At 64.8% G+C, this 23,204-nt stretch carries 19 protein-coding genes; 7 read left to right on the forward strand and 12 right to left on the reverse strand.

Annotation, left to right across the window (positions count from 1 at the left end):
- Window positions 1–50: 50 nt before the first annotated feature.
- Window positions 51–1,532, reverse strand: a complete 1,482-nt coding sequence (locus QYQ99_RS11860) for a PLP-dependent aminotransferase family protein (protein WP_302092818.1) — start codon at window positions 1,530–1,532, stop codon at window positions 51–53.
- 105 nt (window positions 1,533–1,637) lie between these two features.
- Between QYQ99_RS11860 and QYQ99_RS11865 the strand changes: the two genes are divergently transcribed.
- From QYQ99_RS11865 to QYQ99_RS11875, 3 genes are all read left to right on the forward strand, one after another.
- A complete protein-coding gene (locus tag QYQ99_RS11865; RefSeq protein WP_302092819.1) occupies window positions 1,638–2,867 on the forward strand; it encodes a benzoate/H(+) symporter BenE family transporter in 1,230 nt (409 codons plus the stop codon).
- 10 nt (window positions 2,868–2,877) lie between these two features.
- Window positions 2,878–3,696 carry a YggS family pyridoxal phosphate-dependent enzyme gene (locus QYQ99_RS11870; RefSeq protein ID WP_302092820.1) on the forward strand — a complete coding sequence of 273 codons (819 nt, stop codon included), beginning with the start codon at window positions 2,878–2,880 and terminating at the stop codon, window positions 3,694–3,696.
- Between the two features lie 218 nt (window positions 3,697–3,914).
- Window positions 3,915–5,114, forward strand: a complete 1,200-nt coding sequence (locus QYQ99_RS11875; protein ID WP_302092821.1) for an aspartate aminotransferase family protein — start codon at window positions 3,915–3,917, stop codon at window positions 5,112–5,114.
- 71 nt (window positions 5,115–5,185) lie between these two features.
- On the opposite strand, the gene alr is transcribed toward QYQ99_RS11875, so the two are convergent.
- Complete coding sequence (gene alr, locus QYQ99_RS11880) at window positions 5,186–6,292, reverse strand: alanine racemase (protein ID WP_302092822.1); 1,107 nt, start codon at window positions 6,290–6,292, stop codon at window positions 5,186–5,188.
- Between the two features lie 133 nt (window positions 6,293–6,425).
- Between alr and lplT the strand changes: the two genes are divergently transcribed.
- Together lplT and QYQ99_RS11890 are read left to right on the forward strand one after the other, a co-directional pair.
- Complete coding sequence (gene lplT, locus QYQ99_RS11885; RefSeq protein WP_302092823.1) at window positions 6,426–7,727, forward strand: lysophospholipid transporter LplT; 1,302 nt, start codon at window positions 6,426–6,428, stop codon at window positions 7,725–7,727.
- 87 nt (window positions 7,728–7,814) lie between these two features.
- On the forward strand, window positions 7,815–8,708 hold the full coding sequence (locus QYQ99_RS11890; protein ID WP_302092824.1) for a DMT family transporter: 894 nt from the start codon (window positions 7,815–7,817) through the stop codon (window positions 8,706–8,708).
- A gap of 69 nt (window positions 8,709–8,777) precedes the next feature.
- Here the strand turns inward: QYQ99_RS11890 and QYQ99_RS11895 are convergent, their stop codons facing one another.
- Both QYQ99_RS11895 and QYQ99_RS11900 read right to left on the reverse strand, forming a co-directional pair.
- Entirely contained in the window at window positions 8,778–9,293 is a 516-nt protein-coding gene (locus QYQ99_RS11895) for an AmiS/UreI family transporter (protein WP_302092825.1), read from the reverse strand.
- Window positions 9,294–9,408: 115 nt separating this feature from the next.
- Complete coding sequence (locus QYQ99_RS11900) at window positions 9,409–10,560, reverse strand: helix-turn-helix domain-containing protein (protein WP_302093160.1); 1,152 nt, start codon at window positions 10,558–10,560, stop codon at window positions 9,409–9,411.
- 161 nt (window positions 10,561–10,721) lie between these two features.
- On the opposite strand from QYQ99_RS11900, the gene QYQ99_RS11905 reads away from it, so the two are divergent.
- A complete protein-coding gene (locus QYQ99_RS11905; protein ID WP_302092826.1) occupies window positions 10,722–12,848 on the forward strand; it encodes a PQQ-dependent dehydrogenase, methanol/ethanol family in 2,127 nt (708 codons plus the stop codon).
- 112 nt (window positions 12,849–12,960) lie between these two features.
- Window positions 12,961–14,391 (forward strand): aldehyde dehydrogenase family protein, encoded by a 1,431-nt coding sequence (locus QYQ99_RS11910; RefSeq protein ID WP_302092827.1) that lies wholly within the window; start codon window positions 12,961–12,963, stop codon window positions 14,389–14,391.
- A 56-nt stretch (window positions 14,392–14,447) separates the two neighbouring features.
- Here the strand turns inward: QYQ99_RS11910 and QYQ99_RS11915 are convergent, their stop codons facing one another.
- From QYQ99_RS11915 to QYQ99_RS11950, 8 genes are all read right to left on the reverse strand, one after another.
- Complete coding sequence (locus tag QYQ99_RS11915; RefSeq protein WP_302092828.1) at window positions 14,448–15,200, reverse strand: ProQ/FinO family protein; 753 nt, start codon at window positions 15,198–15,200, stop codon at window positions 14,448–14,450.
- A 76-nt stretch (window positions 15,201–15,276) separates the two neighbouring features.
- Entirely contained in the window at window positions 15,277–16,530 is a 1,254-nt protein-coding gene (gene glcF / locus QYQ99_RS11920) for a glycolate oxidase subunit GlcF (RefSeq protein ID WP_302092829.1), read from the reverse strand.
- 18 nt (window positions 16,531–16,548) lie between these two features.
- Entirely contained in the window at window positions 16,549–17,697 is a 1,149-nt protein-coding gene (gene glcE / locus QYQ99_RS11925) for a glycolate oxidase subunit GlcE (protein WP_302092830.1), read from the reverse strand.
- Window positions 17,698–17,829: 132 nt separating this feature from the next.
- Window positions 17,830–19,182, reverse strand: coding sequence for an ammonium transporter (locus QYQ99_RS11930; RefSeq protein WP_034370965.1), 1,353 nt, complete (start codon window positions 19,180–19,182; stop codon window positions 17,830–17,832).
- Window positions 19,183–19,221: 39 nt separating this feature from the next.
- Entirely contained in the window at window positions 19,222–19,560 is a 339-nt protein-coding gene (gene glnK / locus QYQ99_RS11935) for a P-II family nitrogen regulator (RefSeq protein ID WP_302092831.1), read from the reverse strand.
- A 17-nt stretch (window positions 19,561–19,577) separates the two neighbouring features.
- The gene (locus QYQ99_RS11940; RefSeq protein ID WP_302092832.1) at window positions 19,578–20,330 is read right to left on the reverse strand and encodes a TorF family putative porin; all 753 of its coding nucleotides are present in this window, start codon (window positions 20,328–20,330) and stop codon (window positions 19,578–19,580) included.
- Between the two features lie 375 nt (window positions 20,331–20,705).
- Window positions 20,706–22,034 carry a sulfatase family protein gene (locus tag QYQ99_RS11945; RefSeq protein ID WP_302092833.1) on the reverse strand — a complete coding sequence of 443 codons (1,329 nt, stop codon included), beginning with the start codon at window positions 22,032–22,034 and terminating at the stop codon, window positions 20,706–20,708.
- Window positions 22,035–22,147: 113 nt separating this feature from the next.
- Window positions 22,148–23,140, reverse strand: a complete 993-nt coding sequence (locus tag QYQ99_RS11950; protein ID WP_302092834.1) for a Bug family tripartite tricarboxylate transporter substrate binding protein — start codon at window positions 23,138–23,140, stop codon at window positions 22,148–22,150.
- Window positions 23,141–23,204: the final 64 nt, after the last annotated feature.

The following is a 23,204-nucleotide window of genomic DNA, read 5'->3' on the forward strand; positions in this document are numbered from 1 at the left end:
TGGGGCACAGGCGCAGGCCGTCGAGCCCGGCGAGGCACCGGTGCAGCCGCTCAGATGCACAGCGCACGCAACACGCGCGCCAGCTTCCGGGCAGCGACTTCCAGCTCATGCGGTGTGTGAGCTGCAAATCCCATGAGGAAACCCGCCTGGTGCCGGCTCGATGCATGCAACTGGGTCAACCCGAGCAGGTCGATGCCTGCTGTGCGAGCGCAATCGACTGCGGTGCGCTCGGAGATGTCGCGAATCAAGGTACACGGCATCTGCATGCCGCCCGCAGGCACCCGAGGCTCCAGAAAATCCCCCAGATGCTCGCGCACCAGCCGCGCCAGCACGTCACGCCGCTCGGCATAGACGGCGCGCATGGTACGCACATGCGCTCCCAGGTGCCCGCCTTCGATGAACCGCGCCAGCGTCAATTGCGCAATGGGTGCGCTGTGTCCATCCAGCAAGGTCCGCGCCACCGTCATGGGGGCAACCAGCGAAGTCGGCAACACCATGTAGCCTATGCGTAGCCCAGGGAACATCGACTTGGTGAAGGTGCCGACATAGATCGTGCGCTCGTGCGGGTCCAGCCCCTGCACGCAGGCCGTGGGCTTGCCGGCATAGTGGAATTCGCTGTCGTAGTCATCTTCGATGATCCACGCCTGCTCCTGCTGCGCCCAGGCTATGGCAGCCAGTCGGCGATCCAGGGCCAGCGTGGTGCCCGTCGGGAACTGGTGGGAGGGCGTCAGGAACACCGCCTTGGCGCACGGCATGGTCTGCAACAGATCCACCTGCATGCCATCGGCATCCAGCGGCACGGGCACACATTCCAGCCCCGCGGCATCGAAGGCCTTGCGTGCGCCGTGATACACCGGGTCTTCGATGAAGATGCGATCACCGGCATCGAGCAGAACGTTGGCGCACAGGGTCAGCGCCTGCTGCGAGCTGGTCAGCACCAGCACGCGTTCGGGCGTGGCGCGCGCGCCGCGCTCCAGGTTCACATAGGTGGCAATGGCCTGGCGCAAAGCCTCGATGCCCTGTGGCGGACTGTGCAGCAGAGCCTGGGTGCCGTACTCCTTGAATACCTGTCGCTGCAACCGCTCCCAGGTCTGAAGCGGAAAGTTGCGTGTCTCCGGCACACCGGGCGCAAAAGCGCGTGGTGCCAGGAAATCACGCAGGCCACCGCCCGCGAACATGGCTGCGCCGCGCTGGCTCAAGCGCAAGGCGGGAGCGTGCCCCGCAGGGCTGTGCATCAGGCCGCGCCCCGGAAGGCGCTGCACCTGCTCGGACACAAAGCTGCCGCTGCCCGTGCGTCGTTCGATAAAGCCTTCGGCATGCAACTGGCCATAGGCGGCCTCCACCGTATCGCGCGAGACGGCCAGCGATTGGGCCAGGGCGCGCGATGCCGGCAGGCGCCGGCCCACGTCCAGCGCGCCATCGAGGATCAGCTGGCGCAGGGCTCGCTGGATGCGGGCATGCAGCGGCAAGAGGCCATGAGCGGGGTCGCTGATCCAGGCCTTGACGGATTCGAGTTGGGCGTGCTTGAACAATTGGTCTGTATGCCTTCAAAAAAGTGGCTGGGAACATCAGTCCATTTCGATTCTATAAATCGAATGCCCTCAGGGCCGATCAATTTTCAAGAGCTACAGCAAGACATGCCAACCATCCATTCGCCAGCCTCCCCGCGCTGGAACGATCTCCTTCATCCCATCGTGGCAGGCCTGATCTCGGTCATCGTCAACTACGGCGGCACCTTCATTTTGGTGTTCCAGGCGGCCAAGGTGGCTGGCCTCGGACCGGAACTGACGGCCTCCTGGGTATGGTCGATTTCGATTGGCGTAGGGGTGACAGGTCTGCTGCTGAGCTGGGTGACGCGCGAGCCCATCATCACGGCCTGGTCCACTCCTGCTGCGGCATTCCTGGTGACGGCCTTGGCGACCACGCCCTATGCCGAGGCAGTGGGAGCCTACCTGGTCTCGGCGCTGGCTTTCGTGGTGCTGGGACTGTCGGGATATTTCGAGCGCGTCATCCGGCTGATCCCTGCCGGTATTGCGGCCGGGCTGCTCGCGGGCATCCTGCTGCAATTCGGCATCAAGGCGTTTGGCGGCATGAGCGTCGATCCCACGCTGGCGGGCCTGCTGATCGTGGCCTATGTGATGCTCAAGCGGATGTCAGCACGCTATGCCGTTGTCGGCATTCTGGTGCTGGGGCTGATCTTTTTGCTGTCTCAGAACCGGGTTGATCTGTCCGGGCTGGAGTTGAAACTCGCTGCTCCCGTGTTCACCAGGCCGGAGTTCTCGCCCAATGCCCTGCTCAGCGTCGCGCTGCCGCTGTTTCTCATCACGCTGACCGGGCAGTACATGCCCGGCATGCTGGTGCTGCGCAACGATGGCTTCAAGACCAGTGCCAACCCCATCGTCACGATCACGGGCCTGGGATCGCTGCTCATGGCACCGTTTGGCTCGCACGCATTCAACATCGCCGCGATCACGGCCGCCATCGCCACGGGCCCGCAGGCGCATGAAGATCCGTCCAGGCGCTGGATTGCCGGCGTTGCTGCAGGCGTGTGCTACATCCTGGTCGGCATGTTCGGGGTCACGCTGGCGGCGGTCTTCATGGCGTTTCCTGCCACCTTCATCACCACGCTGGCAGGCCTTGCCCTGCTGGGAACCATCGGTGGCAGTCTGGCTGCGGCCCTGACGGATGCCAAGGGCCGCGAGGCCGCCTTGATCACTTTCCTGGCCGCCGCAGCCAACATCACGTTGCTGGGTATCGGCGGCGCCTTCTGGGGCCTGATCATCGGACTGTTCTCCTACGCGGTGCTCAACGGGCAGATGCCGTGGAGCGCACGGCCGGACGCGACAGCCGCCATCGAAAAAGCATGAGGGGGTGTCCATGACTTCAGAAACCCTGACCCGCCACGATCGGCATGGCCTGTATCCCGAAGCCTGTACGGTAGAGGATTTCCGCAGCAACCTCGCCACCGTGCAGGAGCGCATTGCCGCTGCCTGCCGGCGCGTGGGGCGTGATCCAGCTAGCGTGCGCTTGCTGCCCGTCAGCAAGACCAAGCCACAAGCCAGCCTGCGTCTGGCCTATGCGGCGGGCTGCCGCTGGCTGGGCGAGAACAAGGTGCAGGAGGCTTTTGGCAAATGGGAGTCCATGCAGGAGCTGACCGATCTGCACTGCTCGGTCATCGGCCACCTGCAGACCAACAAGGCCAGGCTGGTGGCGCGCTTTGCCAGCGAGTTCCAGACCCTGGACAGCCTGCGCGTGGCCGAGGCGCTGGACAGGCATCTGCAGGCCCAAGGGCGGTCGCTGGACGTGTTTGTGCAGGTCAATACCTCGGGCGAGGCCAGCAAATATGGCTTGAGTCCCGAGGCCGTGCCGGACTTCATCCAGCAACTGCCCGTGTTTTCCGCGTTGCGCGTGCGCGGTCTGATGACGCTGGCGCTGTTTTCCGCCGAAGCCGAACGGGTGCGTCGGTGCTTCATTGTCCTGCGTCAGCTGCGCGATCAGTTGCGGCAAAGCGCGCCCGCGGGCATGGAACTGGATGCTCTGTCGATGGGGATGTCCGGCGACTTCGAGATTGCCATCGAGGAGGGCGCCACCGTGGTGCGCGTGGGGCAGGCCATCTTCGGCGCGCGTCCGTTACCCGATAGCTATTACTGGCCAACGCGCTCTGATCCGGATACGCGGGAATCCGCTACCGACTGACATGGCATCGGCGCAATCGCAAGTGTCTTGTGCCCACGCTGCGCGTTGCGGCCGTAGCGAGCCGGCCGATCTGCCGCCAGGTCCTGCGGGTGCTGCGCCATGCCCGGCAGGCGTGATGCGCGATTTTTGCCACTGACACCGGGCCTTGAGCCGCTGCAGAGTTCTCCTGAACTGGTTGATTCCCGCCAGCTCTCCTTCACATCCCACCGGAGCATTGCATGTTGCAAACCGACTCTCACCTGATGCGGGCATACGCCCGCCAGCCCGTTTCTTTTGTGCGAGGGCGCGGCGCGCGCCTCTGGGATGAGCAAGGGAGGGAATACCTGGACGCCATCGCCGGAGTGGCCGTCACCAGCCTGGGCCATGCCCATCCCGAGATTGCTGCCGTCATGGCCGATCAAGCCGCCACGCTGCTGCATACCTCCAACGTGTTCCGTATCGACTGGCAAGAGCAGCTTGGCGAGCGCTTGTGCGCGCTCGCCGGCATGGAAAAAGTGTTCTTCTGCAATTCGGGTGCCGAGGCCAATGAGACGGCTCTCAAGCTCGCCCGTCTGCACGGGCATCGCAAGCAGGTGGCTCAGCCGCAAATTCTCGTGATGGAGAACGCTTTTCACGGCCGCACGCTGGCGACGCTCGCCGCCACGGGCAATGCGGCCAAGCAACAGGGCTTCGAGCCGCAGATGCCCGGCTTCGTGCGCGTGCCCTATGACGACATCGATGCGGTGCGCCGCGCGGCCCGGGAAGCACCAGGTATCGTCGCCGTGCTGGTCGAGCCCGTACAGGGTGAAGGCGGCATCCGTGTCGCCAGTCCCGGCTACCTGCGCGCTCTGCGCGAGCTCTGCGACAGCCAGGGCTGGCTGCTGATGCTCGACGAGATCCAGACCGGCCTGGGCCGCACGGGGGCCTGGTTCGCACACCATCACGCCGGGATCACGCCCGATGTGATGACCCTGGCCAAGGCATTGGGCAATGGTGTTCCCATCGGCGCCTGTCTGGCGCGCGGCGCCGCCGCCGATCTGTTCTCCCCGGGCCAGCACGGCTCCACCTTCGGTGGCAATCCGCTGGCCTGCCGAGTCGCCTGCACGGTGCTGGGCATCATGGAAAGAGACGGTATGGCGCAGCGGGCAGCCCTGCTGGGCGAGCGCCTGTTGGCCGGGCTGCGGCTGGCTCTGGCAGGGCACCCAGATGTGCAGGCCATCCGAGGCCTGGGGCTGATGGCAGGGGTCGAGTTGAAGCGCAACTGCCAGGAGCTGGTCGGCCGCGCGCTGGCCGAACAGCGATTGCTGATTACCGTGACCCGTGAGCGCACGATTCGTCTGTTGCCGCCGCTGATCTGTGACGAAGCGCAGATTGACGACATCGTGGCTCGAGTTGCAAGTCTGTGCCATGACGGTGGCGCCAGTCACCACGCCGTCTAGCCCGCGCCTGCCGGGTCCGCAAAAAAGCCGCTGCCATGCAGCGGCTTCTGATTTTGGGGAGGCGGGCAGTCTTATTTGCCCGCACCCTCCACCTGCTTGGGCACGCGGGGAGCCACGGCGCACATCAGCTCATAGCCCAGCGTGCCGGCCGCAGCGGCTACCTCGTCGATGGGCAGCACGGCGCCATTGCTGGCGCGACCCCAGAGCGTGACCTCGCTGCCCAGCCTGGCCTTGGGAACGGGGCTCAGGTCCACGGCCATCATGTCCATGCTGACGCGGCCCAGGGTGCGGGTGCGCACACCGTCCACCAGCACGGGCGTACCCGTGGGGCAGACGCGCGGATAGCCGTCCGCATAGCCGCAGGCCACCACGCCCAGGCGCAGCGGTCCGTCGCACTGAAAACGCGAGCCGTAGCCCACGGTGTCGCCGGCATGCAGCTCCTGCGTTCCGATGATTTTGGACGACAGCGTCATGGTCGGCTCAAGACCCCAGTGCGCCGCATCATGGGTGGGGAAGTCTGGCGAGCTGCCGTAGAGCACGATGCCGGGGCGCACCCAGTCGCAGCGCACATTGTTCTCGTCACCATGCAGCAAGGTGGCAGCGCTGTTGCTGATGCTGCGCTCGCCGGGCAGGTCCAGCGTGGTTTCGTGAAAGACCCGGAGCTGGTGGTCCATGCCATGCTCCACATCGGCATCGCTGAAGTGGGTCATGAACGAGATCTCGTCGACCTGGGGCAGGGCGTTCAGCCGCGCATAAGCCGCACGAAAACGCTCGGGTGTAAAGCCCAGCCGGTTCATGCCGCTGTTCATCTTGAGGAAGATTCGGTGGCCGACCTGGGTCTTGTGCGCGGCCAGCCAGTCGATCTGTTCGTCGCAGTGCACGGCATGCCAGATGCCCAGGCGCGAGCAGATTTCCAGGTCGCGCAGCTCGAACACGCCTTCGAGCAGCAGGATGGGGCCGCGCCAGCCCAGATTGCGCACGCGCTGGGCCTCATCGAGGTCCAGCATGGCGAAACCGTCTGTCGCTCGCAGGCCGTCGAACACGTTTTCGATACCGTGGCCATAAGCGTTGGCTTTGATCACGGACCACAATTTGGCATCGGGGACGGTCTGCCGCACCCGCTCCAGATTGTGGCGAATGGCTTCAGGATGGATGGTGGCAATAATGGGACGGGGCATGGTTTTTCTCAATCAGACCAGTGGGATTCTGGCACTGTAGGCTCAAGCCTGCGTGATATAACCGCCAGTCACTTGCCACGGGGTCTCTTATTTACTCGGCATCGGTCCAGCCGATGCCAGTTCCAGCTAATTCATGAAGCGCGGTTTCTACACCATCATGTCAGCGCAGTTTTTCAGCTCGCTGGCAGACAACGCCTTGTTTGTGACCGCTGTAGAGCTGTTGCGTGCCAATGGTGCCCCTGAGTGGCAACGTGCTGCCCTGGTGCCCATGTTTGCACTGTTCTACGTGGTTCTGGCGCCCTTTGTCGGAGCCTTTGCGGACGCATTGCCCAAGGGCAAGGTCATGTTCATCAGCAACGCCATCAAGGTGATAGGTTGTCTGATGATGCTCTTCGGCCATCATCCCTTGATCGCCTATGCCGTCATCGGGCTGGGCGCGGCCGCCTATTCGCCGGCCAAGTACGGCATCCTGACCGAGCTGCTGCCGGCCTCCCAGCTGGTCAAGGCCAATGGCTGGATCGAGGGGCTGACCATCACCTCCATCATTTTGGGCGTGCTGGTGGGCGGCCAACTGGTGGGGCCGACCATTTCCGGGCATCTGCTGGCTTTTGACTTCCCGTATCTCGATACCGGCGTGGACACCCCTGCCGAGGCCGCAATTGCCCTGCTGATCCTGATCTACGTCGTGGCGGCCTGGTTCAATCTGCATATTCCGCTGACGGGCGTGGCCATGCGCCCGCTGCGCGAAGACCCGAACAAGAGCCTGGTGGCCAATCTGCTGGGCCTGCTGCCCGACTTCTGGCGCTGCAGCAAACGCCTGTGGGCCGACAAGCTGGGCCAGATTTCGCTGTCCACCACCACGCTGTTCTGGGGGGCGTCGGGCAATTTGCGCTATATCGTGCTGGCCTGGGGGGCCGCAGCCCTGGGTTACAGCACCACCCAGGCTTCGGCCCTGGTGGGGGTGGTGGCAATAGGCACGGCCGTTGGTGCCGTGCTGGCATCCATGCGCATGCGCCTGGACAACGCCACGCGGGTGATTCCCCTGGGCGCGCTCATGGGCCTGCTCGTGGTCTGCATGATCTTTATCGACAATCTCTGGGTGGCCGTGCCCTTCCTCATTTTGCTTGGCGGTCTGGGTGGCTTTCTGGTCGTGCCCATGAATGCCCTGCTGCAGCATCGCGGCCACAATCTCATGGGCGCGGGTCGCTCGATTGCGGTACAGAACTTCAACGAGCAACTGGCCATTCTGGCCATGGGCGGTTTCTACAGCCTGTCCACCAAGATGGGATTGACTGCCTTTGGTGCGATCACGGTATTCGGTCTGCTGGTTGCCGCTAGCATGGTGCTGATCGGTATTTGGCACTGGAATAATTGCAGAAGGCACTCGGCAGAGGTTGAAAAGCTGCTGGAAGTCGCCCGCCGCGACTGCCATTGACGCCCTGCAGCGGGCCCCGGCAAGCTGCACTCACTACACAATCAATAGCTTCTAACGCTTGCAGAGCAAGTGTTAGAAGTCTTTTTTATGCATAGTCCACTGCCTGTATTTGCGCTGCTGCTCAATGCCCTGATCTGGGGGTTGTCCTGGTGGCCATTTCGTCTCATGCATGAGGCCGGACTGCATCCGCTGTGGGCCACGGCATCGATGTATGCGCTGGTGCTGGCCGGTCTGCTGGCGCTGCGCCCCGCCAGCCTCAGGCAGGCCTGGCAATACCCGGCGCTCCTGCTGCTGGCTGCCAGTTCGGGCCTGAACAATGTGGCCTTCAACTGGGCCGTGACCGTGGGCGACGTGGTGCGCGTCATCTTGCTGTTCTATCTCATGCCGGCCTGGGCGGTACTGCTGGCCTGGAAGCTGCTGGGCGAAAAGCCCACGCCCATGGCGCTGCTGCGCCTGTTGCTGGCCTTTGGCGGTGTGGTGCTGGTGTTGCTGCCCGCCGATGCCTCGCTCTCCGGGCTGTTTGCCGGTCTCACCGTGGCCGATGCGCTGGCCGTGTTCGGCGGCTTCATGTTTGCGCTGACCAATGTGTTGCTGCGCCGCTTTCAAGGCATTCCGGCCCAGGCCCGCATGCTGGCCATGTTTGCCGGCTGCATGAGCATGGGCCTGCTGACCGCCCTGACCGCCCTGACCGCCAGCAGCCTGGGTGTGGTGCCGGGCTTTCCAGCCTTCGACGGCAGCTGGGCCCTGGTGGCACTGGGCCTGGCTGGGCTGCTGATGCTGGGCAACTGGGCCCTGCAATTCGGTGCCGCCCATCTGCCTTCAGGCGTGACCTCGGTGGTCATGCTCAGCGAAGTGGTGTTTGCCAGCGTCTCCTCGGTGCTGATCGCCCATGAGGTGCTCTCGGCGCGTACGCTGGCCGGCGGTGCGCTCATCATGGGAGCAGCCTTGCTGGCCACCTTGGGCAGAGCACCGAAAAAATAGCCCAAACCCCATCAAGGACACCGAGGAAGGGCCTGCGCCGGCCGCCCAGGCGCACAGCGCCTCAGGGGGTCACATGAGCTTCCCCGCCAGGATCAGGTATCCGGGCACCCAGCCCGTCAGCACGCCTTGGGCGATGCACAGCCAGCCCGTGGGGCGCTCAATGCTTTTCTTGAGCGCCAGCAGCGCGAAGAACAAGGCCCAGAGTACGGCCCAGGCTGCCCAGTTGATGCCCATCCACCAGTCCAGCCCCGAGATGGCGCTGGTCAGTGTATCGAGGGCGACGGGAACGGCGGTGACCGCCACGAACAGGCTGAACCAGCCCAGACCGCGGCCGTCGGCGCCGCTGAAGCGATTGAAAGCCACCCAGAGATAGGTGAAGGCGAACAGCAGGGTCAGCGCGCCGCTCTTGACCGATGCCGCGTCGGCCGCCGGGCCGAAGATGCTGGCCAGGCCGATGCATAGCGACACCACTCCGGTGAAGATATTGATGACCCAGATCTCCTTGTCGGCAATCTTGCCCAGCATCCACAGGCCGTTGAGAAACAGCACCGCACCCACATAAAACAGCGACAAACCCAACCACATACACGCTCCTTGGCTGCAGGCCGGTGCAGCGCGGCCGAGATTGTGGGGCCGTGCGGGGCGGGGCGGAACCCTGGGCGAACGCAAAAGAGTCTTGCGCCATGGGGCGGGAATGGGCTCACAAACCCTCGTCGCGACCATCGCGCAGGCGGCGGTACAGCGTGCCGCGCGAGATGCCCAGGGCGCGCGCGGCCTGGGAGACATTGCCGCCATGCTGGTCCAGCGTCTCCCTGATCAGCTGCGCGCTGTGCTCGCGCAGCGTCGCCAGGGGCTGCGCCTCGGCGGCGGGCGTTGCTTCGGTGGTTACGGGGCTGGCCTGGTCTTGCGCACTGCTGGTGTCCAGGTGCGTGCCAAGGCCGTGCGAGGTTTGCAGATGCGCCTGCATCCAGACGCCCAGGCCGCTGGTCAGGCGCAGCGGTGCGGGGCCGGGCTGGCCGCTCAGTTGCAGCAGGCGAGATAGATCATGGCCCAGCAGCTCCTGAGCGCTGCGCGCACCGAGGCCGCGCTGGCCGATGAGCTGGGCGGCGGTGCCGTTCATCCAGGCGACGCGGCCATCGGCAGCCACGCCCATCAGCGCCTGCAGCGGCGTGTGCAGCAGTGCCGGTGTCACCTGAAAGCGCAGCACCAGATGCTCGTGCGACTGCGCCTGCAGCAAGGTGTTTTCGATGGTCGTGGCATACATGCCGACCACGGGACTGGCATCGAAGCTGAAATGCTGCTCCTCCACCATCAGGTTGAGCACCCCGGCCAGGCGGCCATGCACGTCGCGTATGGGGGCTGCTGCGCAGCGGAAGGCGTGCAGTTCGTCGAAATAGTGCTCGCCGTTGGTGACGGTGCAGGCCTGGCCGGTGGCGGCGACGATGCCCGGTGCGTTCGTGCCCATGGCCTGCTCGGACATGTTCAGGCCGACCCGCTCGTCACGGGGCCGCATGGATGCCGGGGAGACATGGAGCACGATGCCCTTGTCGTCCGTCAGCATCACCCGCGTGCCGGTGCCCGCCAGGGCCTGCTCCAGGGTCGGCAGCTCGTGCTGCAGTGCCTGCAGCAGGCTGCGGCAGCGCTCCTGCGTGGCATGCAGCCGGCTGGGGCTGACGGGAGCCAGAGCCAGCCGCCGGCCATTGCAGTGCTGGCGCTGGCTGCGCAGCCAGGACTGGATGACCGCCTCGCTGACCAGGCCCGAGGGGCGTATGCCGGCCTCGAAGAACTGGCGGCGAGCCTGCAAGGCCCGCTCCGCACCGGTGCTCGAGAAGCACTGCTGTAGCGCGTCCATCGCGCGTGACTCATCAACGCTCATGTCATGTCCAAGCTGTCCGCAGGAGCGGTCAATGTGTTCCGCAATGGAACAGTTCGAGCCTGGGGAAATCCCGATCGTGAACAAAAACAGGCCATGGACCATGCTTTGCGGCATAGCAATCACAACAGGAGACCTCGATGAAACGGCTGATCGACAACTCTCGCGGACGGCCAGGCCGCATGGTCTGGCTGCTGGCCGCCTGCCTGGGGAGCGCAGCGGCTTTCGCGCAAGCCGAGCCTGCGGCGCAGGCCGCTGCCGCCGTGCAGCGCGTCGATGGCGCCTTCATTCGTGCCAATGCCGCCAAGACGCCCGACTGGCCCACCACTGGCGTGGACTATGCCGAGACCCGCTACAGCCGCCTCGATCAGATCAACGCCGCCAACGTCAAGGACCTGGGCCTGGCATGGTCGTACAACCTCGAATCCACGCGCGGCGTGGAGGCCACGCCGGTGGTCGTGGACGGCATCATGTACGTCAGCGCCTCGTGGAGCGTGGTGCACGCCATCGACACCCGCACCGGCCAGAGGATCTGGACCTATGACCCGCAGATCGACCGCAGCACCGGCTTCAAGGGTTGCTGCGACGTCGTCAACCGGGGCGTGGCGCTGTGGAAGGGCAAGGTCTATGTGGGTGCATGGGATGGCCGCCTGATCGCGCTGGATGCCGCCACGGGCAAGGAGGTCTGGCACCAAAATACCTTCGAGGGGCAAAAGGGGTCGCTGACCATCACCGGCACGCCGCGCGTGTTCAAGGGCAAGGTCATCATCGGCAACGGCGGCGCCGAATATGGCGTGCGCGGCTACATCACGGCCTATGACGCCGAGACCGGCGAGCAGAAATGGCGCTGGTTCAGCGTGCCCGGCGATCCGTCCAAACCTTTCGAGGACGAATCCATGAAGCGCGCCGCCAGGACCTGGGACCCCAGCGGCAAGTGGTGGGAGTCCGGCGGCGGCGGCACCATGTGGGACAGCATGACCTTCGATCCCGAGCTCAACACCATGTATGTGGGCACGGGCAATGGCTCGCCCTGGTCGCACAAGGTGCGCAGCCCCAAGGGCGGCGACAACCTGTACCTGGCCTCCATCGTGGCCCTGGACCCCGACACCGGCAAATACAAGTGGCACTATCAGGAAACGCCGGGCGACAACTGGGACTACACCTCCACCCAGCCCATGATCCTCGCCGACATCAAGATCGCCGGCAAGCAGCGCAAGGTCATACTGCATGCGCCCAAGAACGGCTTCTTCTTCGTGCTTGACCGCACCAACGGCAAGTTCATCTCGGCCAAGAACTTCGTGCCCGTGAACTGGGCCAGCGGCTACGACAAGCATGGCAAGCCCATCGGCATTGCCGCAGCGCGCGACGGCAGCAAGCCCCAGGACGCGGTTCCGGGCCCCTATGGCGCGCACAACTGGCACCCCATGTCCTTCAACCCCCAGACGGGCCTGGTGTATCTGCCTGCGCAGAATGTGCCCGTCAATCTGATGGACGACAAGAAGTGGGAGTTCAACCAGGCCGGACCGGGCAAGCCCCAGTCGGGCACGGGCTGGAACACGGCCAAGTTCTTCAATGCCGAGCCGCCCAAAAGCAAGCCTTTTGGCCGCCTGCTGGCCTGGGACCCCGTTGCGCAAAAGGCTGCCTGGAGCGTGGAACATGTCTCGCCCTGGAACGGCGGCACGCTGACCACGGCGGGCAATGTGGTGTTCCAGGGCACGGCTGATGGCCGCTTTGTGGCTTATCACGCGGCCAGCGGCGAAAAGCTGTGGGAAGCGCCTACGGGCACCGGTGTGGTGGCCGCGCCCAGCACCTATCTGGTGGACGGCAAGCAGTATGTCTCTGTGGCCGTGGGATGGGGCGGTGTCTACGGTCTGGCTGCGCGCGCCACCGAGCGCCAGGGCCCGGGCACGGTCTATACCTTCGTCGTGGGCGGCAAGGCCAAGATGCCGGAGTTCGTGGCCCAGCGCACGGGCCAGTTGTTGCAGGGCGTGAAATACGACCCCGCCAAGGTCGAAGCCGGCACCATGCTGTATGTGGCCAACTGCGTGTTCTGTCACGGCGTGCCGGGCGTGGACCGTGGCGGCAACATTCCCAATCTGGGCTATATGGACGCGAGCTACATCGAGAACCTGCCCAGCTTCGTCTTCAAGGGCCCGGCCATGGCGCGCGGCATGCCGGACTTCACGGGCAAGCTGTCGGGCGATGATGTGGAGTCCATCAAGGCCTTCATCCAGGGGACGGCGGACGCCATCCGGCCCAAGCCCTGAAGCCTGCACTTCACCACGCCGGTACGCCGGGCCACCGGCTCGCCCGAGCCACGCACCGGCGACCCCAAATCGCCAATATCTTCTTTTGACTCGATACCAAGGAAATAGCCTTATGCAAGACCATCTGCAGTTCTATATCGACGGCCAATGGGTGAATCCGGTCAGCCCGCGCAGCCTGGAGGTCATCAATCCCTCCAACGAGCAAGCCATTGCCCGCATCAGCATGGGCTCTGCCGCCGACGTGGACAAGGCGGTGGCCGCCGCGCGCCGCGCCTTCGAGAGCTACTCGCGCACCAGCCGCGAAGAGCGCCTGGCCCTGCTGGCCAAGGTGTTGGAGGTCTACCAGCGCCGCTACGGCGACTTTGTGCAGACCATCTCGCAGGAGATGGGGGCGCCGCTGTGGCTGTCCAAGGCGGCGCAGGCCGCCATGGGTGTGGCCCATCTGGGCTCCACCATCGAGGTTCTCAAGAACTTCGCCTTCGAACAGGTGCAGGGCAGCACGGCCATCGTGCACGAGCCCGTGGGCGTGGTCGGCATGATCACGCCCTGGAACTGGCCCATCAACCAGATCATGTGCAAGGTTGCGCCGGCCCTGGCCGCTGGCTGCACCATGGTGCTCAAGCCCTCGGAGGTCGCCCCGCTCAATGCCCTGCTCGTGGCCGAGGTGCTGCACGAGGCGGGCGTGCCTGCCGGCGTCTTCAACCTCGTCAACGGCGACGGCCCCGGTGTGGGCGAGGCCATGTCCTCTCACCCCGACATAGACATGATGACCTTCACGGGCTCCACGCGCGCGGGCATTGCCGTGGCCAAGGCCGCGGCTGACAGCGTCAAGCGCGTGGCCCAGGAGCTGGGCGGCAAGTCCGCCAACATCGTGCTGGATGACGCCAACCTGCAAAAGGCGGTGACCCAGGGTGTGCAGGCGGTGCTGATGAACTCGGGCCAGAGCTGCAATGCCCCCACGCGCATGTTCGTGCCGCGCGCCCTGCATGGGCAGGCGGTGGAGATCGCACGCAGCGTCGCTGCAGCAGCGACCGTGGCCGATGCGCTGGCCGATGGCATGCACATGGGCCCTGTGGTCAGCGAGGCGCAATGGGGCAAGATCCAGGCCCTGATCCGCAAGGGCATTGAAGAGGGCGCGACCCTGGTGGCGGGCGGCACGGGCCGCCCCGAAGGGTTGGCCCAGGGCTACTTTGTCAAACCCACGGTGTTTGCCGACGTGAGCAACGACATGACCATCGCGCGCGAGGAAATCTTCGGTCCCGTGCTGGTGATGATTCCCTACGATGACGAGGAAGACGCCATCCGCATGGCCAACGACACGGTGTACGGCCTCTCGGGCTATGTGCAATCGGGCAGCCTGGAGCGTGCGCGCCGCGTGGCCGCGCGCCTGCGCACTGGCATGGTCCACCTCAACGGCGCAGGGCCTGACTTCAATGCGCCGTTCGGCGGCTACAAGCAGTCAGGCAATGGCCGTGAATGGGGCGAGCACGGTTTCCGCGATTTCCTCGAAACCAAGGCCGTCATGGGCTACGGCGCGGCCTGATCTATTCAAAATCAATAGCTGCTGGTGCCCATCTGATGGGCGCCAGCAGCTTTTTTTTATTGAATATTCTGCTGGCGGCGACGCGCGCGTTCCAGCTGCTGGGCGACCTGGCGCGGATTCATGCCGTACATCTCGGCGAACTCCTGCTCCGAAGCCTGACCGCTGAGCTGGAAGGAGCGCAGCAGTGCCTCGTCCTTGGCGGCGCGGGCATCGGCCTCGGCCAGAGCATCTAGCACCAGAGCGTTGGTCTTTTCGTCACGGCCCTGCACGCGCTCGGCGTATTCCTCGCGGGTGAGACCGGAGGCTTCGTAGGCGACGACGATGCGGTTGCGCAGCTTGGGCGTCAGGTCTTCCTGCGTGCGCTGCTGGCGGCGGCGGAAGACTTCGATCAGCGCGTGGTGAACATGCTCGGGCAAAGTGGCTTCGACGGGCTGGCCATCGAGGTCATGGCGCTGATGACCGCTGGCCATGGCGGCCAGATAGCGACCGGAGCGGGTGTGCTGTTGCAGCGCGCTTTTGAGTGCGTCCTTGTCCAGCTCCGGGTGGGCGGCGAGCAGGTCTTCAAAAATGCCGCGCTTGAAGGGCAGCAGTTGCTCGCCAAACAGGGCCGGGTGCCACTGTGCCAGTTGCTCCAGCAAGGGGTGTTGTGGACGTGCGGCCTGCGGGGCGGCTTTGGCTGCAGGGGCCGGGTTCTGGCGGCCACGGCCGCCTCGGCGCGAGCGTGAGCCGGGCTGCGAGTCCTGCACGCTGTGCTGCGATGCCGCTTGCGAGGCTTTCTGCTCTTGTGATTCAGACACGATTTCAGTCATGGCAAAGCCCGTGGGCCTGGGAAAACAAAACCCCCAATCATGCCAGCATTGCAAACTGCAGTGGCACGCGGGGGTGTCAGCCGGTGGTCAGGGCCTGATCCAGCAGCTCCACCCAGTGCATGACCGGGACCTCGGTTCCGTTTTGCAGGTGGACGATGCAGCCCATATTGGCCGAGAGAATCGCTGCGGGCTTTTCGGGGGCGAAAGGCTCGTCCAGTGCAGCGATCTTGCGGTCGCGCAACTGGTGCGAGATCTCGGGCTGCAGCACCGAGTAGGTGCCGGCAGAGCCGCAGCACAGATGGGACTCGGTGCGCGCCACGCGCAGATCGAACCCCAGCTCGCGCAGGCCCGCTTCCACGCCGCCGCGCAGTTTCTGCCCATGCTGCAGTGTGCAGGGCGGGTGATAGGCCACGGGAGCCCGTGGCACCGTGACGCGGTTCCTGAGCTTGTCCACCAGCTCGGGCAGCATGTCCGGCAGCAGTTCGCTGAGGTCGCGGGTCAGGGCGCTGATGCGCGCGGCCTTGTCGGCGTATTGCGGCTCCAGCCGCAGCAGATGGCCGTACTCCTTGACGGTGACGCCACAGCCCGAGGCGTTCATCACGATCGCCTCGACCTCGCCGCGTTCCACCAGCGGCCACCAGGCGTCGATATTGGCGCGCATCTGGGCCTTGCCGCCGTCCTGGTCGTTGAGGTGGAATTTCACCGCACCGCAGCAACCGGCCTTGTCGGCAATCACGGTCTGCACGCCCACGGCGTCCAGCACGCGGGCCGTGGCGTAATTGATGCGGGGCATCATGGCCGGCTGCACGCAGCCTGCCAGCAGCAGCACCTTGCGCGCATGCTCGCGCACGGGCCAGGCCCCGGCATCCTGGGCGGCCGGTATCTTCTCGCCCAGGGACTCAGGCAGCAGGCCTTTGACGGCGCGGCCCAGCTTCAGCGCGGGGGCGAACAGCGGGGAATTCATGCCCTCCTTGAGCAGCCAGCGCTGCAGCTTCTCGCCCGTGGGGCGTTCGACCTGCTCATCGACAATTTTGCGGCCGATATCGACCAGGTGGCCGTACTGCACGCCGCTGGGGCAGGTGGATTCGCAGTTGCGGCAGGTCAGGCAGCGGTCCAGATGCAGCTGCGTGGCCCGCGTGGGTGTTTGCCCTTCCAGCACCTGCTTGATCAGATAGATGCGGCCGCGCGGGCCGTCCAGCTCGTCGCCCAGGGTCTGATAGGTGGGGCAGGTGGCGGTGCAGAAGCCGCAATGCACGCATTTGCGCAAGATGGCTTCGGCTTCCTGACCTTCGGGCGTGGCACGGTATTCGGGCGCGAGATTGGTTTGCATGGGGTGCTGTCCTTGTTCTTACCAATGCGCCGAGAGACGGCCCACATTGAGAATGCCGGCGGGGTCGAATGCCTGCTTGAGCCGGGCATGCAGCTGTGCCGATGTGCGGCCTGCCGGGCTGGCCTGTGCATGCGCATCGAGATCGCTGTTGGCGCTTGTCTGGCTGGCGTCCTCGGCTCTGAAAAGAGAAGCGGATCCGCCGGCTGCCTGCGCGATTTGCTGCAAGGCGGCAGCAGCCGAGCGCGGGGCCTGCACCCAGCGCTGAGCGCCATGCCAGTCGATGAACGGGCCTGCTGCGCCTGGCGGCAATGGCAGCGGCGCTGCGGTCGCAGGAGTGGACAGACGCCACAGGCAATGATCGGCAGCGCGCTGCTGGAACCAGGGCAGGTTCAGATCGCGGCTGGAGCTCCAGTCGGCGGCAACGGCGTCTCTGTCCAGCCGCTGGCCACCCAGGCGCAGCGTGGCGGCCTGAACGGCGGCGCGGGCGCCGCGCAGTCGCAGATACAGCGTGCCCTTGCCGTCTTCTTCCAGCCAGTTGCTGGCATTGAGCGGCAGAGGCTGGCCACCCCAGTGATTGAGCCAGTCCAGCGCCTGCGCCTGGCTGCAGCTATCAAAGCGCAGCGTGGCCTCCGCAGGGGCCATGGGCAGGACCTTGAGGCTGATCTCGGTGATCAGGCCCAGCGTGCCCCAGCTGCCCGTCATCAGGCGCGAGACGTCATAGCCGGCCACATTCTTCATGACCTGGCCGCCGTAGCGCAGCAGCTCGCCCTGGCCGTTGATCATCTCCAGGCCAAGCACAAAGTCACGTACTGCGCCCACGCTGGCACGCGACGGGCCGGACAGGCCTGCGGCGACCATGCCCCCGACGGTGCTGGCGGCGCCGAAGTGCGGCGGCTCGAAAGCCAGGCACTGGCCTTGGCTGGCCAATGTTGCCTCCAGCTCGGCCAGTGGCGTGCCGCCGCGAACGGTCACCACCAGCTCGCTGGGCTCGTAGCTGACGATACCGCTGAGCGCGCGCGTGGACAGCGGCTCGCCCTGCAGACGCAGGCCATAGAAGTCCTTGCTGCCGCCGCCGCAGATGCGCAGCGGGGTCTTGTCACTGGCAGCGGCGCGAATGCGCTCGCTGAGCTGATTGATTTGGCTGGTGGCTGAATCCATGGCCTGCATGGTAGCCGGGCCGCCCCTTGGGCAGGAAGGCCTGGTCTTTGATTTTTTTGAAAAGCAGGCGTGAATAAAAAAGCCCCGCAGCTTGCACTGCGGGGCAACGTAATGAAACTGAACTTGCGAAGAGCCTGCCGCTTAGCGGGTGTAGGCCACCTCACCGTGAGAAGTGATGTCCAGGCCTTGGCGTTCGGACTCCTCCGAGACACGCAGACCCACGGTCAGATCGGCAATCTTGTAGGCCACGTAGGAGACCACGCCGGACCAGACGATGGTCACCAGCACGCTCTCGACCTGCACCCACAGCTGATGGGCCATGTTGTAGCCCTCGGGCTCGATACCGCCCAGGCCCTTGGCGCAGAACACGCCTGTCAGGATGGCACCCAGGATACCGCCGACACCGTGGACGCCGAACACGTCGCAGACGTCGTCGACCTTGAGCATGTGCTTGAGGCCGGACACGCCCCAGAAGCACAGAGGGCCGGCGATGATGCCCATGACGATGGAGCCCATGGGGCCGACAAAACCGGCGGCGGGCGTGATGGTCACCAGACCGGCCACGGCACCCGAGGCGGCGCCCAGCATGGAGGCCTTGCCGCGCAGCAGCGCTTCGGCCACGATCCAGGAGATGGCGGCAGCGCCGGTCGCCAGGATGGTGTTGATGAAGGCCAGGCCGGCAATGCCGTTGGCAGCACCGGCAGAGCCGGCGTTGAAGCCGAACCAACCCACCCACAGCAGCGAGGCGCCCACCATGGTCAGCGTCAGGCTGTGAGGAGGCAGGGCTTCCTTGCCGAAGCCGATGCGCTTGCCCAGCATGTAGGCACCCACCAGACCGGCCACGGCGGCGTTGATGTGCACCACGGTGCCGCCCGCGAAGTCCAGCGCGCCATCGGCACCCAGCAGACCGCCGCCCCACACCATGTGGGCCATGGGGATGTAGCTGAAGGTGAACCACAGCACGGAGAACACGATCACGGCCGCGAACTTGATGCGCTCGGCAAATGCACCCACGATCAGCGCCACGGTGATGGCGGCGAAGGTGGACTGGAAGGCCACGAACACATATTCGGGGATGGTCTTGAGCATGGACGACAGCGTGTCAGGCGTGATCCCCATGAGGAACAGCTTGTCGAAGCCGGCGAAGAACTTGCCCTCGCCACCAAAGGCCAGCGAGTAGCCGTAGATGGCCCACAGCACGGTGATCAGCGAAAAGATCACGAAGACCTGGGCCAGCACGGACAGCATGTTCTTGCTGCGCACCAGGCCGCCGTAGAACAGCGCCAGGCCGGGGATGACCATCAGGATCACCAGCATGGTCGAGGTCAGCATCCAGGCGGTGTCACCGGCGCTCAGGGTGGGAACGGCCTCGGCCGCTGCTTCGGCCACAGGCGCTGCGGCGGCGGCAGCCGTTGCAGCTTCCTGGGCAAAGCCTGTGGCACTTGCAGCCAGCAGGCCCAGTCCCAGGCCTGCGCTCAATAATTTCTTGATCATGGCAATCTTTCTCAAAACGGTTCCAGAGAGACTGGGCCTTTACAGGGCCGCGTCGCCGGTTTCTCCTGTACGGATACGGATCGACTGCTCCAGCGTCTGCACAAAGATCTTGCCGTCGCCGATCTTGCCGGTGCGGGCTGCGCCCTCGATGGCGTCGATGGCGGCATCGACCAGATCGTCGGCAATCGCGGCCTCGATCTTGAGCTTGGGCAGAAAGTCCACCACATACTCGGCACCGCGGTACAGCTCGGTGTGACCCTTTTGACGACCAAAGCCCTTGACTTCGGTCACGGTGATGCCTTGGACACCGATTTGGGAAAGCGCTTCACGCACTTCGTCGAGCTTGAAGGGTTTGATGATGGCGATCACCATTTTCATGACGGGCTCCTGAAAAATTAGAAAGTCTTGGAGAGCGTCAGAATCAGACGCGCCTTGTTCACATCGCCGAAGTAGGCCTTCTTGTTGGCGCCGGTCACCGCTGCACCAGCAGAGAAGCCGTCGCCCAGGTCATAGGCACCACCCAAGCTGTAGTCCACATAGTTGGGAACGCCCAGGTCCTTGATGTCGCTGGAAAAATGGGTGTAACCAACTGATGCTTTCAGTGTCACCTTGGGCATCACTTCCTGGCTGTAGGAGAACTGCAGATATCCGGTGTTGCGGCCCTTGAGACCCGAACCCGCCTTGGCGCCGGCCCAGCCGAAGTAGTCCTTGGACACCGTGTGCGAATACTTGGCAGTGAACGGGCCGTAGGTGCCGGAGCCGTAGATCTCGGTGGTGTTGCCGTTGGCATTGCCCGAGTACACATAGGTCAGCATGCCCACGTCCCAGTCCACATCGGCTGCCTTGAACTTGTAGCCGCCGTAGAAGTCGGTTTCCAGCGAGTTGCCGGGCAGCCAGTCCACGGAGGAGTTCCAGTTGCCCACGTAGAAGCCGCTGTCGCCGAACGTGTAGTCAAAACCACCTTGCAGCGCGGGCTTCACGGCCTTGGTGCGGCTGGCGTCCTGGTCCTGACCGCGGAACTTGTAGTTGGTGGTCAGGGCAACGTTGGCGGAGAGCTGGGCATGGGCCCACATGGGGGCGACAACGGCGCAGGTCAGGGCGGCAGTCTTGGCGAAAGTCTTGAAACGGCTTGCAGCGGGACTAGGCATTCAGGGTTCCTCCGGTTTGAAAATTTCGTGGCAAAAATCTCGGATGAACTTTCAAAGCACAGACCGTGCCAGTCTCTGCGGCGACTGCGGCACGGTGCGCTGCCCAAGGCCCTGAAACAGGCACCGGACCATAGCTGCCCAGTACAAAAAGCTACGAGTTTTCACAATCACTGAGCGCAACTTTCGCCACCTGGGTGCTGGCCGAAATTGATTGCACCAAGATGGTGCGTTTTTGCGATGCACCGCCATGGCTCTGCTTTTCCCCGGCTTCTTGCACCAATCAGGGGATTTGAGAGTGAGTGCGCGCTCTTTATCTGGGCGCAGGCAAAGAAAAAGCCCATCGGCTGGGCGATGGGCTTGGGGGGAGGCAGCAATTCAGAAGCTGGCCTGGGGCAGGTCTGCCTTGGTGAACACCAGCGAGACCTTGGCTTCCTGCGGAATGGGCGGCAAGTCCTGATTCCAGTGCTGCCAGGCGCTGCGCAGCTCGGCCAGCTTCTGGGGCTCACGATCACGCAGATTGGCGCGCTCGCGCGGGTCGTTGCCGATGTGGAACAGGTATTCGATGCCCTCGATCTGCAGGTATTTCCAGTCGCCGCGTATCAAGGCCTTTTGCTCGCGGTGCTTCATGCGCCAGGCCAGGTCGCGCTTGGGCATCCAGCTTTGATCCTGCATCAGCGGCAGCAGGCTGATGCCATCCAGCGGATAGTCGGCATGCGCGGCCACGCCGGCGGCGGCCAAAAAGGTCGCCGACCAGTCCATGCTCAGGCTGGGCGTGTCGCAGACGGCTCCGGCCGTCATGCGCGCCGGCCAGCGTGCCAGCAAAGGCACGCGGATGCCGCCCTCGAGCAGGTCCATCTTCTGGCCCACGAAGGGCCAGGTATTGGAGAAGCGCTCGCCGCCGTTGTCGCTGGTGAAGACGATGAGCGTGTTCTCGCTCATGCCTTTTTCCTCCAGCGCATCCAGCAGCCAGCCAATGCCTTCGTCCATGTGATGGATCATGCGCTGATAGGTGTCTATGGAGCCGCCGTCTATGTGCTTGCCCATGCCTTGCAGGCGTTCGGACTCGGCGCGGTCCTCGCGCGTCAGCCAGGGCCAGTGCGGCGCGCTGTAGTGAAGCGAGAGGTAGAAGGGCTGCTCGGCCGTCTGGCGCTTGACGAAGTCCACGGCGCGGCGGCTCAGCAGATCGGTCAGGTAGCCGTCTTCGGTGTGCGGCTCCTCGTTGCGCCAGAAGTCGGGGCGCCCGCGCGGATCGCAGTGGGCGAAGTAGTCGGCGCCGCCCGCGTGAAAGCCGTAGAACTCCTCGTAGCCGGACAGGCGCGGGCCGAAATGCGGGGGGTAGCCCAGATGCCATTTGCCGACCAGGGCCGTGGCATAGCCGGCATCGCGCAGCAGCGAGGCCACCGTGGGGTGATCGGGCGGCAGGCCCAGCACCTTGTCGCCATGCACGCTGGCGATGGGTTCCTCGGCCGCACCGCGCAGGCGGTACTGCCAGCGGCCCGTGGCCAGCGCAAAGCGCGTGGGCGAGCACACCGACGAGTTGGAGTAGCCGCGCGTGAAGCGCAGGCCCTGGGCCGCCATGGCATCCAGGCGCGGCGAGACGTCGGTGGCGTTGTTGTGTGCATCGCGCGCACCGGTGCAGCCCAGGTCGGCATAGCCGAGGTCATCGGCCAGGATGAAGATCAGGTTGGGGCGGGAGTCGGTCATGAGAGGGCGGGGAATATTCAAAAACAGGAGCTTCTATCGCCTGTTATGAAAGGATTCTGAATAGATTTGATGCTGAAAATGTTTGGTAGCAAGCGATAGATGCTCCTCAAATATCAGGGCTTGAAGCCCGAGCGCTGTACGACCGGCGCCCATTGCGCGCGGTAGGCCTTGAGCATTTTTTCCGTCTCCTGCGCGCTGCTGACCACAGGCACCAGGTTGGAGGCGGCGAACCTGTGCTGCGTGTCGGCTTCCTTCATCACCTCCTGCACCAGCTGGGACAGTCGCTGCACCGTGGCCGGCGCCATGCTCTGCGGCGCGAACAAGGTGTTCCAGCCCGTGCCCACCAGATTCACGCCCAGCTCCTTGAGTGTGGGAATGCCGGGCGCCATGGCGCTGCGGCGCTCGCCCGAGGTGGCCAGCACGCGCAGCTTGCCCGCTTCGTGCTGGGCGATCTGGGTGTCGAAAGTGTCCACGGCAATGGGGATCTGCCCGCCCATCAGGTCGGTGAGCAGCGGGCCCGAGCCCTTGTAGCCTACGACCTCGACCGGCACCTTGGCGGCCTCGCCCAGCATCAGTGCGAAAAAGTGCGGCAGGCTGCCCGTGGCCGGCACGCCGAAATTGGCCTGCTGTGGATTGGCCTTGAGCCAGGCCAGCAGGTGCGGCAGCTCCTTCACGGGCACGGCACTGGCCACGGCCAGACCGAACTCGTAGCGGTTGACCTCGCTGATGGGGCGGAAGTCCTTGTCCGGCTCGTAGCCCGAGTCCGGAAACACCAGCGGCGCCACCACCATCACGGCGGGATTGGCCAGCAAAATGGCGGGCTGGGAGGCCGGCGCATTCTTTACGTACTGGGCCGACAGACGGCCGCCTGCGCCGGGCTTGTTTTCCACGATGACCGGGCTGCCCAGTCTGGCCTGCAGCCGGTCGGCCACGATGCGCGCCACGCGGTCGGTGGCGCCGCCGGGCGGATAGCCGACCACCATGCGCAGCGGTGTCTTGTTGGGAAACAGGGCATGGCTGTCCTGGGCCTGCAGCGCGCCGCTGCCCAGCAATCCTGCGCTCAGGCCGAGCCCCGCAGCGAGCTTGCCGAAGATTCTTCTTTGCATCGTCATGTCTCTCCTGGTCTGTGATCCGAGCCGAGGGCTCGCGCCATTTCTGCTTGAAAGCGGG

This window comes from Comamonas testosteroni, assembly GCF_030505195.1.
In the GTDB taxonomy this organism is placed as follows: Bacteria; Pseudomonadota; Gammaproteobacteria; order Burkholderiales; family Burkholderiaceae_C; genus Comamonas; species Comamonas testosteroni_G.

What these genes read in the sequence shown, in the direction of transcription:
- QYQ99_RS11930 (WP_034370965.1), bottom strand. Translation starts at nt 19,182, where the DNA reads ATGATCAAGAAATTATTGAGCGCAGGCCTGGGACTGGGCCTGCTGGCT.
- QYQ99_RS11910 (WP_302092827.1), top strand. Translation starts at nt 12,961, where the DNA reads ATGCAAGACCATCTGCAGTTCTATATCGACGGCCAATGGGTGAATCCG.
- QYQ99_RS11915 (WP_302092828.1), bottom strand. Translation starts at nt 15,200, where the DNA reads ATGACTGAAATCGTGTCTGAATCACAAGAGCAGAAAGCCTCGCAAGCG.
- QYQ99_RS11905 (WP_302092826.1), top strand. Translation starts at nt 10,722, where the DNA reads ATGAAACGGCTGATCGACAACTCTCGCGGACGGCCAGGCCGCATGGTC.
- QYQ99_RS11875 (WP_302092821.1), top strand. Translation starts at nt 3,915, where the DNA reads ATGTTGCAAACCGACTCTCACCTGATGCGGGCATACGCCCGCCAGCCC.
- glnK (WP_302092831.1), bottom strand. Translation starts at nt 19,560, where the DNA reads ATGAAAATGGTGATCGCCATCATCAAACCCTTCAAGCTCGACGAAGTG.
- QYQ99_RS11945 (WP_302092833.1), bottom strand. Translation starts at nt 22,034, where the DNA reads ATGACCGACTCCCGCCCCAACCTGATCTTCATCCTGGCCGATGACCTC.
- QYQ99_RS11865 (WP_302092819.1), top strand. Translation starts at nt 1,638, where the DNA reads ATGCCAACCATCCATTCGCCAGCCTCCCCGCGCTGGAACGATCTCCTT.
- lplT (WP_302092823.1), top strand. Translation starts at nt 6,426, where the DNA reads ATGAAGCGCGGTTTCTACACCATCATGTCAGCGCAGTTTTTCAGCTCG.
- glcF (WP_302092829.1), bottom strand. Translation starts at nt 16,530, where the DNA reads ATGCAAACCAATCTCGCGCCCGAATACCGTGCCACGCCCGAAGGTCAG.
- alr (WP_302092822.1), bottom strand. Translation starts at nt 6,292, where the DNA reads ATGCCCCGTCCCATTATTGCCACCATCCATCCTGAAGCCATTCGCCAC.
- QYQ99_RS11950 (WP_302092834.1), bottom strand. Translation starts at nt 23,140, where the DNA reads ATGCAAAGAAGAATCTTCGGCAAGCTCGCTGCGGGGCTCGGCCTGAGC.
- QYQ99_RS11900 (WP_302093160.1), bottom strand. Translation starts at nt 10,560, where the DNA reads ATGGACGCGCTACAGCAGTGCTTCTCGAGCACCGGTGCGGAGCGGGCC.
- QYQ99_RS11870 (WP_302092820.1), top strand. Translation starts at nt 2,878, where the DNA reads ATGACTTCAGAAACCCTGACCCGCCACGATCGGCATGGCCTGTATCCC.
- QYQ99_RS11890 (WP_302092824.1), top strand. Translation starts at nt 7,815, where the DNA reads ATGCATAGTCCACTGCCTGTATTTGCGCTGCTGCTCAATGCCCTGATC.
- glcE (WP_302092830.1), bottom strand. Translation starts at nt 17,697, where the DNA reads ATGCAGGCCATGGATTCAGCCACCAGCCAAATCAATCAGCTCAGCGAG.
- QYQ99_RS11940 (WP_302092832.1), bottom strand. Translation starts at nt 20,330, where the DNA reads ATGCCTAGTCCCGCTGCAAGCCGTTTCAAGACTTTCGCCAAGACTGCC.
- QYQ99_RS11895 (WP_302092825.1), bottom strand. Translation starts at nt 9,293, where the DNA reads ATGTGGTTGGGTTTGTCGCTGTTTTATGTGGGTGCGGTGCTGTTTCTC.